At 41.8% G+C, this 13,808-nt stretch carries 13 protein-coding genes; 6 read left to right on the forward strand and 7 right to left on the reverse strand.

From position 1 onward, the window contains the following. Nucleotides 1–27 precede the first annotated feature (27 nt). Nucleotides 28–744, reverse strand: coding sequence for an enoyl-CoA hydratase/isomerase family protein (locus WA352_RS15140; protein WP_033134059.1), 717 nt, complete (start codon nt 742–744; stop codon nt 28–30). A 119-nt stretch (nt 745–863) separates the two neighbouring features. On the opposite strand from WA352_RS15140, the gene WA352_RS15145 reads away from it, so the two are divergent. Then, nucleotides 864–1,946: a helix-turn-helix transcriptional regulator gene (locus tag WA352_RS15145; RefSeq protein ID WP_033134058.1), complete on the forward strand. Its 1,083-nt coding sequence runs from the start codon at nt 864–866 to the stop codon at nt 1,944–1,946. Here the strand turns inward: WA352_RS15145 and WA352_RS15150 are convergent. From WA352_RS15150 to WA352_RS15165, 4 genes are read right to left on the reverse strand one after another with little or no spacing between them, the layout of a single operon-like run. Continuing rightward, the gene (locus WA352_RS15150) at nt 1,907–3,337 is read right to left on the reverse strand and encodes an aminotransferase-like domain-containing protein (RefSeq protein ID WP_033134072.1); all 1,431 of its coding nucleotides are present in this window, start codon (nt 3,335–3,337) and stop codon (nt 1,907–1,909) included. The genes WA352_RS15145 and WA352_RS15150 overlap by 40 nt on opposite strands. 60 nt (nt 3,338–3,397) lie before the next feature. Next, on the reverse strand, nt 3,398–3,520 hold the full coding sequence (locus tag WA352_RS15155) for a hypothetical protein (RefSeq protein WP_004654187.1): 123 nt from the start codon (nt 3,518–3,520) through the stop codon (nt 3,398–3,400). 13 nt (nt 3,521–3,533) lie between these two features. Then, nucleotides 3,534–4,538 carry a cytochrome d ubiquinol oxidase subunit II gene (gene cydB / locus WA352_RS15160; protein WP_004806263.1) on the reverse strand — a complete coding sequence of 335 codons (1,005 nt, stop codon included), beginning with the start codon at nt 4,536–4,538 and terminating at the stop codon, nt 3,534–3,536. Then, nucleotides 4,531–5,979, reverse strand: a complete 1,449-nt coding sequence (locus tag WA352_RS15165) for a cytochrome ubiquinol oxidase subunit I (protein WP_033134057.1) — start codon at nt 5,977–5,979, stop codon at nt 4,531–4,533. The genes cydB and WA352_RS15165 overlap by 8 nt, the downstream gene beginning before the upstream one ends. A gap of 363 nt (nt 5,980–6,342) precedes the next feature. Between WA352_RS15165 and WA352_RS15170 the strand changes: the two genes are divergently transcribed. The 5 genes from WA352_RS15170 to WA352_RS15190 all read left to right on the forward strand — a co-directional run bounded on the left by WA352_RS15170 (nt 6,343) and on the right by WA352_RS15190 (nt 11,877). Beyond that, on the forward strand, nt 6,343–7,161 hold the full coding sequence (locus WA352_RS15170) for a hypothetical protein (protein ID WP_201772400.1): 819 nt from the start codon (nt 6,343–6,345) through the stop codon (nt 7,159–7,161). A 43-nt stretch (nt 7,162–7,204) separates the two neighbouring features. Next, entirely contained in the window at nt 7,205–7,378 is a 174-nt protein-coding gene (locus WA352_RS15175) for a cbb3-type cytochrome oxidase assembly protein (RefSeq protein ID WP_016164067.1), read from the forward strand. 228 nt (nt 7,379–7,606) lie between these two features. Beyond that, on the forward strand, nt 7,607–10,015 hold the full coding sequence (locus WA352_RS15180) for an FdhF/YdeP family oxidoreductase (protein WP_162180592.1): 2,409 nt from the start codon (nt 7,607–7,609) through the stop codon (nt 10,013–10,015). Nucleotides 10,016–10,063: 48 nt separating this feature from the next. Continuing rightward, nucleotides 10,064–10,852, forward strand: coding sequence for a formate dehydrogenase accessory sulfurtransferase FdhD (gene fdhD, locus WA352_RS15185; RefSeq protein ID WP_033134055.1), 789 nt, complete (start codon nt 10,064–10,066; stop codon nt 10,850–10,852). A gap of 83 nt (nt 10,853–10,935) precedes the next feature. Beyond that, complete coding sequence (locus WA352_RS15190) at nt 10,936–11,877, forward strand: Dyp-type peroxidase (protein ID WP_033134054.1); 942 nt, start codon at nt 10,936–10,938, stop codon at nt 11,875–11,877. A 45-nt stretch (nt 11,878–11,922) separates the two neighbouring features. Here the strand turns inward: WA352_RS15190 and WA352_RS15195 are convergent, their stop codons facing one another. Both WA352_RS15195 and adeC read right to left on the reverse strand, forming a co-directional pair. Continuing rightward, nucleotides 11,923–12,318, reverse strand: coding sequence for an acyl-CoA thioesterase (locus WA352_RS15195; RefSeq protein WP_033134053.1), 396 nt, complete (start codon nt 12,316–12,318; stop codon nt 11,923–11,925). An 84-nt stretch (nt 12,319–12,402) separates the two neighbouring features. Further along, a complete protein-coding gene (gene adeC / locus WA352_RS15200) occupies nt 12,403–13,803 on the reverse strand; it encodes an AdeC/AdeK/OprM family multidrug efflux complex outer membrane factor (protein WP_033134052.1) in 1,401 nt (466 codons plus the stop codon). Nucleotides 13,804–13,808: the final 5 nt, after the last annotated feature.

Genomic DNA, 13,808 nt, shown 5'->3' on the forward strand with positions numbered 1-13,808 from the left:
TATATTCGAGTTGTTATAAAAGCTGATTTAAATCATAAACGGATGTGAAAATTTTTCTGGATTGTATAGCTGTCGTTGTTTGGCAATCTCAACAATGCGATGGCGTAACTGACGTTTGATTACAGCATAGGTCAGACGATGCTTTTGTGACATCTCCTCAGCAAACTTAAATACCTCTGTATTTAATGATTCGGCAGGATGAATCTGATGGACCACTTGTGCGTCTAAGCACTCAATCCCTGTCATGGATTTTCCTGTTAAGGACATCTCCCAGATCGCATGTTGATTGGGAAGGAGTTGCACAATTTCTGCAATACAGTCAGTAAAAGGAATGGTCAGTTTGACTTCGGGGAAGCAAAAGCGTCCCTTATCTGCCCGCATCAAGCGGAAGTCACATGCAGATGCCAAGATTGCACCACCTGCATAAGCATTGCCATTAATCTCAGCAATCACTGGTATGTTGAGTAAGGCCAAACGCAGTAGCATATTTTCCAGTTCTAAGGTAAAAGCTTTTTTATCTTGCATGGATTGCTGCATTAACCAAGCGAGGTCTAAGCCATTGCAAAATGTTTTAGGATGGTCGCTTTGAATGACTAGGCAAGCATTATGCGAATGACGCTCGATTTCATCAAAGATCTCGATATATTCATTTAGCACATCTTGATTTAAGACATTGTCCTGATCGCCATTGGTTAATGTCAAAACATAAATGGACTGCTGTTGATCAAGCCTCATGGTGGTCATTGAAGCGCTTCCTCATTCTGCGATGGTTGATTGATTGCAGTCATTATTTCGAATAAAACACTCGCACAATAGGTGTGACTATGCCATATTGATGATCATTTTAGGACAGTGGATGTGCGATGCGAGATCCTTTTGGATTGTTTCAAGAAACCATCTCGGTTTCTTATGCACATTTATTATTAGAAATTGTGCATGATTATACCATTGATATTGAAACAGTTTTATCTGGCACAGGATTGGTGCTGGCAGAAATGAAACAAGCTGATGCCAAAATGAGTGCCCATCAATGGTCAAAGCTGGTGGTGAATGCTTTAAGGCTGACGGGGAATCCACGGCTTGGGATTGAATATGGTTTTAAATTACGTCCCACTTCGCATGGAGCCTTAGGTTTTGCATTTCTGAGCTGTACGGATGTTGAAACTGCATTAACGTTGTGCCAGCAGTATTTCTGTACACGAATCCAAAACTTTACCCCTGAATCGTATATTGATGAAGACTTTGTCTATGTTTATTTGGATGGTGTACATCCTGTTAAATTTGGCAATGAGCAGCAATCTGATCAATTACGGCAGTTTATGATTGAAAGTTTGCTCTTTGGGGCGATTCATTTTTTAGCTTTGTTTTCTGAAAAAATTGTTGAACGTTGTGAGGTCTTTGTTGATTGGGCCGATGCACAGAATTATAAACGTATCGATTTATCTCAGATCAAGATTCATTTTAATCAGCAACGCAATGGCCTACGCTTCCCCAAGCAATATCTGCATTGTAAAAATCCAAATGCAGATCAAGTCGCATTCCAACAGGCATTATTGTATTGCGAAAATGACAAATTGAAGTTACTCAAAGAATCGACGCGCGACCTGCAGAAAAGCATTCGTTCTGAGTTGTTGTATCGAGCTGGCAATACTTATCCGACATTAGCGTTGATTGCACAGCGGTTGAATATGTCTGAACGAACCATCAAACGACATTTACAAGCACAAGGGACCACTTTCTTGCAGATTTTAGCTGAGGTACGTTTTAGTCAAGCCAAGAAGTTACTGCAACAGCCACAATATAGTATTCAGGATATTGCAGCTCTGGTGGGTTATGAAGAAGCCACAAATTTTATTCGCGCCTTTAAAAAGATGTTTGGGGAAACACCGAGTCAGTATCGGAAAGGCTATTTGTCCAAGGCCGATTCATCCGACATCGCCAACTGAACCGTTACAATAAAAAGTTCTAGCGAATGCTGAATCTGTTCTGTCCATTCAAAGGAACAATTCATACGAATAAAATGTTGATGTGAGGGCAACACATTAAATAAAGGGCTTGGCGCAACTCCGATCTGATGTTGAATCAGCTGCTCATAGATTTGCATACTGCTGACTTTGTCTGGTAACTGAATCCAGAGAAAATAGCCACTTGGATAGTTATAGACCTTACAGTCTTTCGGTAGATGTTGTTTGAGATATTGAAAGAATTGTTTTTTATTCTTTTCCAGAGCCCGTCTAAGCGTTCTTAGATGCTTTTCATAATGATGATGGGAGAGAAACTCCACCAGCGCATTCTGGATCAGCGCATTGGCTGAAATGGTGCTCATCAATTGCAAATGCTGAATATGTTCGGAAAATTTGCCAGCATAGACCCATCCCATACGGAACCCCGAACCCAAGGTTTTGGAAAAAGAAGAGCAGTGCAACACCAGATTTTGCTGATCGAAATACTTCATGGGTAACGGCTTTTGATTGCCGTAAAACAGTTCTTCATAAACATCATCTTCGATCAAATGAATTTGATGTTCATGCAACAGCTTGGCAATTTTATATTTGATCTCATCGCTGACGGTAAAGCCAATCGGGTTATGTGCGTTCAACATGAACCAGCAGACTTTGATCGGATAGTTTTTAATGACTTGTTCAAAAGCTTCAATATCAAAGCCATGTTGTGGATGTTCTGGGAGGGTAATCACCTTGAGTCCCAAACGTTCAGCTGCCTGCCATGCGCCATAGAAGATGGTTTGCTGCAATAAAATATAATCGCCTGGTTGAGTAATCGCTTGCAGGGAGAGATTTAAAGCTTCTAAACCACCAGATGTAATGACAATGTCATCTGCATCGGTTGGAATCCCTTGCATACAATAGCGTTGCGCGATGAGTTTTCTGAGGGCTAAATTTCCAGGCGGCAGGTTGGTGGTCTGATCATAACTATGGCGATTGCGGGAAAGTTGCCCCATGATCTGAATCAGTTTGGGTGGATAGAGTAACTGACTATCTGGAAATGCAGAACCTAGTGGGCTGACCTGTTTGGATTGAATCGACTTCAGGTATTTAAACACCAAGGAGTTAATTTCAATTTTGGGGTTTAAAGAGACCACCGAATAAGCTTGTGGAATTTGGATATTATTTTGCTCAGCGACAAAATAACCTGACTTTTCTTTTGAATAAATCAATCCTTGCGCTTCCAGTTCTTGGTAAGCGTTCATTACGGTAATTAAGCTAAACCCTGATCGTTGCACTTGCTCACGTAAAGAAGGAAGTTTGCTGTGCGGTTGCCATGATCCATTTTCAATGAGAAGTTTCAGGTTGTGCGCTAATTGTTCTGATTTATACATAAAGTAAAGTGAATCCATCTTGATGGAACAGCTTGGTATGCAAGCTGCTCCATCTCTTTTTTAATAAGCAAACATCAATAACAGTCTAAATAGGCCTGCAATGATGGCGAGTGCAAAAAATCCAAGTAACCACAGTATTATAAACCATTGAGTTTGGCTTAAATGCAGAGATTTAATTTTCATGCAAAGCTGCTCCTTAGTGATAACCCGTATCTCCAACCCGTACTTTATCTCTAAACACCCAGTACGACAGGATGGTATAGGCGATAATGATTGGGATGAGAATTACTGCACCAACCAGTGCAAATTTCTGGCTAGAATGCGGTGCGGCCGCTTCCCAAATCGTGACCGATGGTGGAATGATATTCGGCCAAAGGCTGATCACAAATCCAGTAAAGGCCAAGAACACGAGTGCCAAGGTATAGATAAAAGGTTTAAAGTCCTGACGCTCTTTACAAGCTTTTAAAATCAAGAATGTAAACAGTAGTACTAAGATGGGCACAGGACTAAAATACAGCAGATTCGGCAAGGCAAACCAACGCGCTGCAATTTCAGGATGGGTCAGTGGGGTATAGAGACTGACACCTGCAAAAACCACAAATAGCAGCATGATCAGTTTAGGCATCAGTGCATACATCTGATCTCGTAGCTCATGGTCGGTTTTCATAATCAACCAGCCACAACCGAGCGCTGCATACATGGCAACTACACCCAACCCGGTAAATAAGGCGAAAGGAGTGAACCAATCTAAACCTGAACCAGAGAAAATACCATTGGTGGTTTGGATGCCTTGAATATAAGCGCCTAAAATCACGCCTTGCAGAAAGCTGGATAGAATTGAACCCCAAATAAAGGCCTGATCCCATAAATGCTTGGTGCGATTGGCCTTAAAACGAAACTCAAAGGCAACACCACGAAAAATCAGTGCAATTACCATCAGGGTAATCGGCATATATAAGGCTGAAAGAACGGTTGAATAGACCAATGGGAAGGCCGCAAACAAACCTGCACCACCAAGCACCATCCATGTTTCATTACCATCCCAGACCGGTGCGACAGTATTCATCATCACATCACGTTCTTCACGGCTTTTGATGAAAGGGAACAGAATGCCAATACCGAGATCAAAACCATCCAAAATGACATAGATCAATACACCAAGACCGATAATGCCGACCCAAATCAGAGATAAATCAATCATGGCGGTTCTCCTCTTTGGTCTGGTCTTGTTGGTCAATGCTTTCATCGACCGCACTTAATGGACGCATTGGGGTCTTGAAGTGACCATGGCCAGCTGGCTCAAGATCAATCGCTTCAATAAATTCAGGACCTTTTTTCAATAGTTTCAGCATGTAGTAAATACCGCTACCAAACACGATGGCATAGACCACCACGAAAATGATCAAACTGATACCGACTTGATCGGCAGTCACGGTATGCGACAAACCATCTTTGGTACGCATCACCCCATAAATTACCCAAGGTTGACGGCCAACTTCGGTCGTCACCCATCCCGCCAGTAAGGCGACATAGCCTGTAGGCCCCATGACAAAAGCGAATTTATGAAACCAAGATGATCCATAAAGCTTGCCTTTTTTACGCAGCCATAAGGCAACGAAAGAGAGCAGTACCATTAACATGCCAAGTCCGACCATGACACGGAAACTCCAAAACACAATGGTTGAGTTTGGTCGGTCTTCTGGGGCGAAGTCTTTTAAGCCTTTGACTGTACCATCCATAGAATGAGTCAAAATCAGACTGCCTAGATTTGGAATCGCAATTGCGTATTTGGTACGTTCTTCTTGCATATCTGGAATGCCAAATAAGTACAGTGGCATTCCTTCATCATAATTGGTCTCCCAATGACCTTCCATTGCGGCCAATTTTGCCGGCTGATGCTTCAAGGTATTTAAGCCATGATTATCACCAATCACCACTTGCAAGCAGGAAGTGACCAGCACCATCCAAAGCCCCATTGAAAATGATTTTTTGATCAGTTCATCACGACGCCCTTTGATCAGATGCCATGCAGCAGTACCCACCACCAGTAAGGAAGACACTAAAAATGCTGCAGCGGCCATATGCGCAAAGCGATAAGGGAAGGAGGGATTAAATACGATCGCCCACCAATCGGTTGGCACAATAATACCATTCTCGATTGCAAAACCTTGCGGCGTCTGCATCCAACTGTTGGAGGATAGAATCCAGAACATGGAAATACAGGTGCCGATGGCAACCATCAAGGTGGCAAAGAAATGGGCTTTGGGGCTGACTCGTCCCCAACCGAACAGCATGATGCCCAAGAAGCCCGCTTCTAAGAAGAAAGCACTCAATACTTCATAAGTGAGCAAAGGGCCAGTTACGCTTCCCGCAATACGGGAAAATTCACTCCAGTTGGTACCAAACTGGTAGCTCATCACCACGCCAGATACCACACCCATCCCAAAGGCCACCGCAAAGATTTTGATCCAGAATTTGAATAAATCTTTATAAATGGGGTTTTGAGTACGTAGCCATTTCCATTCCAGCATGGCAAGAAAACAGGCGAGACCAATCGAGGTGGCGGGAAAGATAATGTGAAATGAAACAGTAAATGCAAACTGTATTCGGGCTAATTCTAAAGCAGTGAGACCGAGATCCATATATCCTCTCCTATAACAGACCAGCAAAAGCAGTCGCTAGGAAAATGTGAAAGAATGGACTTAAATGTTTGAAAATAAGCAGAACCTGAAAAAGCTGCGGTTTGGATATTTAAAAGCGATTTAAGTTTTATTCATCATCTAATCTTCTGTTGTATATGAGTAGGTACAATTTCTTTTTGTTTTTTTATAACAGATGGGGTGTCCATAAATGATCTGTTATATTTTTTTAGCGAAACTCTGTAGCTATTCAGTTGTTTGTACCTGATTCAAAATAGCATCAAGCAACGATGCAGTGTGTTAAATATTGATCAAGCATTGTAAGTCGTTTGAATGACACTAATTCGGACTGAATGGCGTATGACTATGTTTATCACGAAAGAACTTAATGCGTTGACTCAGCTTTTTCAAAGTAAAGTGCCTTCGCAAGCAGTACAACAACAGCTAAGTCTTGAATATGTAAATCTTGAAGCAACCTTATTAAGAGGCAAGGTATTGAGAGATTTTTCTAAGGAGAAGGTCGCTTATATTGCTCAAGCTGAAATAGTGGAAAATGACAATAATCTCGCCTATTTATTTGCAACATTTATGATTGCCAATTTAAATCAGCCAGTGATTTATACCACGCCAGTCTCGTCCTCTGTACTTAAGATATTGAATCAATACTATCAAGCCGATAAAAGCGTCAATCTTAAAATCGAAGATGTGATTCATAGCCTCAAGCTATATATCGAGCTGGTCGATGATGCAAAAGCAGAGCAAGATTTTCTGTTCCGTTGTTTAGTCAAGGCACTGTGTCGTACAGATGTTTTTCATATTTTTTTGGTCACGCATTTATCCTTAGATCAGCAACAGATTCAGATCCTAGAAGAGTATTTTGATGTAAAAATTGATGTGATTGATGCTGATCGTAGGCCAAGCATGCTCAATGATGAATTGATTAATACGCGCAAGCTGCTATTTAAAAACAAAGATGAAGCACACAAAAGCTTATGTACTTTGTTTTCCAGTCTTAATGCAAATCTAGTCGCGAAGATTGGTCAGTTTAGCCCAGCCCAAGCGGCTCATTTAATCGAGGATATGTTCTATTCGGAACATATTTTTGAAAAGTTATCGGTCTATGCCGAATACATGCAAACCCGTATTCAAAATGGCGCTAGTTTTAAGGCTTTATCCACCATGTAATTGTTATGAATTAAGTTTTAGTCTTTCAATAGGAGCAGAGCTCATGTCTCAACAGCAATCAAAATTCCCATACCTTGCGGTTGGAATCAGTATTTTATTGGGGTGTTTATTCTTAGTCTTTTTCTTTCTGGCTGTGAGTAATCAACCCGATTATATGCCATCGCAACAGAAGCAGAATGCTGCCCATGTACAATCAACAGTTCAAGCGAATAAATAACTGATATTTTTCTTATCCGAAGCTTGTTTTTTTCTCTCTTACTGGTGATTTTGAGCACTTGCCAGTAAGTTTTTTTTATTTTGGGCTTGGTTGTAATTGTTAAAATCAAGAGAGATTTTAACGCTCTAATTGATCGAATGAGACAAATCAAGAATAGAAAAGAAGCACAATTCATGTTAATCCTATCTGTAGTAAATGTTAAAAAATAGCTCAGATGAGGGCAACATGATGGATAACTCAGAACAAACCATTCATAAGCAAGAAAATACCAGTTTTGCCAGAATTGAACCCTATACCCAACCCGCAGGTGGATGGGGCGCATTACTGAGTGTCGCCCGAAACCTAAAAAGGCAAGATATTTTAAAAAAAGGTTCAATCACCTTACTCAATATTAATCAGCCGACTGGTTTTGACTGTCCGGGCTGTGCATGGCCTGAGAAGAAAGATGCGCATGCCTTTAACTTCTGTGAAAACGGTGCCAAGGCTGTGGCTTTCGAAGCAACCAGTAAAACGGTAACACCTGAATTTTTTGCACAGCATACCGTGAGCTGGCTCGCTGAACAGAATGATTTCTATCTGGAAGATTTAGGTCGTTTAACTGACCCGATGCGTTATGACCCAGTCTCGGATAAATATGTACCGATTTCTTGGGATGAAGCTTTTCAGTTAATTGCCAAACATCTACAGGCGCTTGATCATCCTGATCAAGCGGCATTTTATACCTCTGGTCGTGCCAGCAATGAAGCGGCTTTTTTGTACCAATTATTTGTCCGCAGCTTCGGGACCAATAATTTTCCAGACTGTTCCAATATGTGCCACGAAACCACCAGTGTTGGCTTAAAAGATGCGATTGGTTTGGGTAAGGGCACGGTCATTTTGGATGATTTCGATCAAGCAGATGCTATTTTTAGCTTTGGGCATAATCCAGGCACCAATCATCCACGGATGTTGGCAACCTTAAGAGAGGTTTCGCGTCGTGGGGGTAATATTGTTGCCATTAATCCTATTAAAGAGCGTGGTTTAGAGCGTTTTCAAGACCCACAAGCGCCGCTAGAAATGATGACCAATGGCAGTACTCCAATCAGCCGTTATTATTTCCAGCCCAAAATTGGAGGGGATTATGCCCTGATGTTTGGGGTGATGAAGCATTTACTGGAATGGGATAAAAAGGCACTTGCGAAAGGGAAAGCAAGCGTTTTTGATCGTAGCTTCATTGAAATGAATACCATTGGTTTTGATGAGATGCTGGCGGAGATAAATCGTACTGAATGGTCTGAAATTCATAAACATACTGGACTTTCACCTGAGCATTTAGAATCGATTGCCAAGATGTATCTGGATGCAAAAACGGCTATTTTTTGTTGGGGGATGGGTATTACCCAACACCGTCATGGTACAGCCAATATTCATATGTTGGCGAACTTGATGCTGGCACGAGGACATATTGGTCGTCCAGGGGCTGGTCTTTGTCCAGTGCGTGGGCACAGTAATGTGCAAGGCGACCGAACCATGGGAATTAATGAAAACCCAAGTGATGCCTTGCTAGATAGTATTGATCGGGTATTTGGCATCAAGTCACCGCGTAAACATGGTTTTGGTGTGGTGGATACCATTAAGGCGATGTATGAAGGTGATGTAAAAGTCTTTATTGGTTTGGGCGGAAACTTTGCGGTCGCAACGCCTGATACACCTTATACCCAAGAAGCGTTACGCCGTTGTAACTTAACCGTTAACATTACCACCAAGTTGAATCGTAGCCATCTGGTCTGTGGCAAAGATGCGTTGATGCTACCTTGCTTAGGGCGTACCGAAGTAGATATGCAAGTGCATGGCGCACAAGCAATTTCGGTGGAAGATTCGATGTCGAATGTGCATCTTTCAGCAGGACGTAATCCACCGATCTCTGAAAATATCTTGTCTGAACCTGATATTGTGGCGCGTATGGCAGAAGCAGCATTGCCTGAAAGTAAGGTGAAATGGCGTTGGTATATCGAAAGTTATGACCGTATCCGTGATTCGATTGCCGATGTTTTTGATGAATTTCATGATTTCAATCAACGGGTCTATCAACCAAGTGGTTTCCATTTGGAGCATCCTGCCAATCAGCATGTCTGGAATACACCAAGTGGTAAAGCCCAGTTCTTGATTACACCACTGGCCGAAGTTTACGAAGATAAAGAAAATCAATATGCGGCTGCTTATAGTGAACAGCAGGTGTATACCTTGATGACCACTCGTTCGCATGACCAGTACAACACCACGTTATATGGTTTGGATGACCGTTATCGCGGTGTATTCGGGCAACGCCGTGTGTTGTTTATGAATCAAACCGATATTGATGCAGCAGGCTTTGAAGCAGACCAATGGGTTGATATTGAGAGTGTATTCTCGGATGGTGTGAAACGGATTGTACATAGTTTCCGTATCGTACCGTATAACATTCCACAAGGTAGTCTGGCGGCTTATTATCCAGAAACCAATCCCTTAGTGGCTTTGGGTAGCCATGACAAATACGCCAAAATTCCGGCGTCTAAAAGCATCCCTGTGATTTTGCATGCAGGTAATGCACCAGCACATTTTAATTTGAATGTTGAAGTTGACCCTGAGCATGCCAATGAACGCGTCAGTAGTGCATAACGGATAGGAATCTATTTTTTTCGAATCAGTGATGCAAATGAGGTAAGTGTGGACACAAAAACACGAGGTTATGAAACGATGCAAGTGCATCGTTTCCATCGCGAGATTTCTGAAAATGAACTGGATTATATTGTTCAGGAGTATCCTGTTGCCTTAATTTATAATGGTATTTCGCATGCCGTCATGATGGCAACACCATCGGATCTAGAGGTCTTTGCCAAAGGCTTTAGTCTCTCGGAAGGAATATTACAAAATTTAAGCGAGCTGTATTCACTCGATATTCGTCAAAATGAACTGGGGGTTGAAGTGGATATGACTATTTCATCCCGTGCTTTCATGGCTCTAAAAGCACATCGACGTATGATGGTTGGGCGTACAGGTTGTGGCTTATGTGGTATTGAAAGTCTAAAGCAACTCTATGCAAATCTACCAGCGGTCAGTACCCATATTTCTTCAACATGGTTAAGCCAAATTCCAAATGCAATTGCCCAATTAAAAGTCAGACAAAAAATCAGTGAGCTCACTGGTGGAGCACACGCTGCAGCATGGGTGGTGAAAGGGCAGATCGTAGCATTATTTGAAGATGTTGGTCGGCATAATGCCTTGGATAAATTATTGGGCTACTTGGCTGAACAGAAAATGGATGTGGCGGAGGGTTTTGTGGTGATGACCAGCCGTGCCAGTTATGAGTTGATCCGTAAATGTGTGCAATCCAATATTGCTCTATTGGCGACCATTTCTGCACCCACCAGTATGGCCATTGAGATGGCAAAACAATTAAATCTCACCTTAGCCAGTTTTTGTCGCGGTGAGAGCTTTGTTTTATATACCGAATAATGGTAAAAATTTGTGATTAGGTCGATATCTAATGCATTGATTTGTGTAGGATATGAGCATTAAGTTTTTTATTCTAAAATATTATGAATACACCTTTAAGACCTCAGCCTGTAATCAATAATCTTTCAGGTGAGAATGCATTATTTATTGTGCTTGGAATCAATAGCAATCCTGATCATTCAGGGGTAATTGATTTTCTTGCGAATTTTTCCGCATTGGTACGCAGTCTGACCAATCGTTTTCCGAATAGTAATTTTAGTGCCTCTGTAGGGATTGGTTCGAATGCCTGGGACTTACTGTTTCCTGAGTTAAATAAACCGAAAGAGCTTGCGCCATTTCAGGAAATCAAAGGGCCAAAATATACCGCCGTTGCAACAGCTGGGGATTTGTTTTTTCATATTCGCGCCAATCAAATGGCGATCTGCTATGAACTTGCCTCGATTTTGCATGAGCAACTCAAAGAGGATACCTATCCAATTAGCGAGACCAAAGGCTTTCGTTACTTTGATGGTCGTGCCATTCTTGGTTTTGTGGATGGTACAGAGAATCCTGAGCATGAAATTGCCAAAGAAATTGCCTATGTCGGTTCAGAAGATGCTGAGTTCTTAGGTGGCAGTTATGTATTTATTCAAAAGTATTTACATAATATGGAAATGTGGAAGGGCTTAACTACAGAAGAACAGGAAAAAGTGATTGGTCGAAAGAAATATGATGATGTCGAGCTGGGCGATGACGTTAAACCGCAAAGTGCACATAATGTCGCAAGTAAGGCACATGATGCGGACGGGAACGAACTTAAAATTTTAAGAGCCAATATGCCATTTTCCAATCCAACAGAAGGGGAGTATGGCACCTTCTTTATTGGCTATTCACGTTCTTTTAATATCACCAAAACTATGCTTGAGAATATGTTCTTGGGTAAAGAAACTGGACATGTCGATCGTTTACTTGATTTTAGTACCGCAGTTTCGGGCAGCTTATTTTTTGTACCAACCTTTGATTTTCTCGAAGATTTAGGCGAGTAAGGATGATCCGCTGAAATGAATGCGTTTATTTCAGCGGGAAATTGTTTATGGGGAAATCAGATATTGCTGTAATAGGACACGGAACTGATCTGGGATACGACCTGATTTTTGCGTGCTGAAATCGAAATACACTTGAACCGCTTTGCCACGTGCAACACAGTGCTCATTTTGCCAAGCTTCATGCGCCACAATAAAAGAAGAATTGCCGATATGCTCAATCCATGTTTTGACCTCGATATCAGCGCCGTAATAGATTTGTGCAACAAAATCGACTTCCACCCGAGCGAGAATCAAAGGCAGATTTTTGATTTCCATACTTGGGTTGAATAAGCGAAAAACAGGTTCACGTGCAGTTTCAAACCAGCCTGTAATGACAGTATTGTTGATATGTCCAAAAGCATCAGTTTCATAGAATCTGGGTGTAATCGAAAGTGTAAACATAGATCAACTGTTATTTTTCATTTAAAGCTCAATACTATAAGGGCTGAATATGTAAAAATCAGCCCCAATAACAGACTTAAGCGTTTATGAATGCTGAGATAGCCCACCACCTAAAGCTTTATACAATTCAATCTGATTATTCAACTTGCTTTGTTCAAGCATCAGTAAGCCTTGTTGTGCTGCATAAGCAGAACGTTGTGCATCCAACACGGTCAGATAACTATCAATCCCCGCTCTAAATCGAGCCGTAGATAATTTATAAGTGGTCTCAGTGGCAGAGACCAAACGACGTTGTGCTGCTAAACGCTCGTCAATATGGGCATGTGCAGCCAACGCATCATTGACCTCACGAAAAGCGGATTGAATGGCTTTTTCATAATCTGCCAGTGCAATTTGTTGTTCAGTTTCTGAAATTTTAATATTGGCTTTACGCGTCCCCCAATCGAAAATAGGCAGGTCGATACTTGGCCCAATTGACCAAGAAAAACCACCTGATTTAAATAAATCTTTAAGATCTGTCGATGCATAGCCAACTGGACCTGTCAGGCTAATCGTAGGGAACATACGTGCTTTGGCTGCACCAATATTGGCTCCAGCAGCACGTAATTGATATTCAGCAGCTTTCAGATCTGGGCGGTTATTCAGTAAATCACTACTTAAGCCCGTTGCCAAGCTGCGTTCAACACTAATCGTTTTTACGGCTTGATTCGGCAGGAGATTTTGAGGAACCGATTGACCAGCCAATAGATCCAGTAAGTTTTGTGCTTGTGCCACTTGAGTCTTATAGGCGGCAACATCATTTCTTGCAGTTTCAACCGATATCTGTGCTTGACGCAGCGGAACCTCGCTATCAATTCCGACATCAAAACGTTTTTTATTCAGATGATAGGAATCGAGCTGTGCTTTTAAGGTCTGCTCAGCCAGATTTAAATTGGCTTTTGCATAGGCATAATCTAACCAAGCTTGTGAGACTTGGCCGACTAAACTGATCTGTGAGGCTTCTCTTGCACTCTGGGTTGCAAAGTAATTATTTAAGGCCACATCTTTTAAGCTTTTGACTCGGCCCCAAAAATCCAGTTCATAAGCCGTCATTCCTAGTCCAACTTGAAAAGTTGAATAAGGATTGTTTGGGTTCGCAGATGGATTCACCTGTCGAACAGCACTGCCATTTGCTCCAATAGTAGGTAACTGGTCATTTTTACTGATCTGATATTGCTGTTGTGCACGCTGAATATTGAGTGTTGCAGTACGTAAATCACGGTTGTTATTTAAGCTGATTTCAATCACTTGTAATAGGCGTGTGTCGGCAAAGAACTGTTTATAGCCCTGAGTTGCAATTGAGTTGCCTGTGTTTGCGAGGGCAAAATTTTGTGGAATATCCGATTTGATCGCAGGTTTTGGTGCCTGCAGATTCATACATGCGGTTAAGGCAATCGAAAGTGTAGAGACAAGCAGGCCACGAGATAAGACAGTCGCTTTAGACATGGTCT

The organism is Acinetobacter sp. 102, from assembly GCF_037028485.1.
Lineage (GTDB): Bacteria > Pseudomonadota > Gammaproteobacteria > Pseudomonadales > Moraxellaceae > Acinetobacter > Acinetobacter higginsii.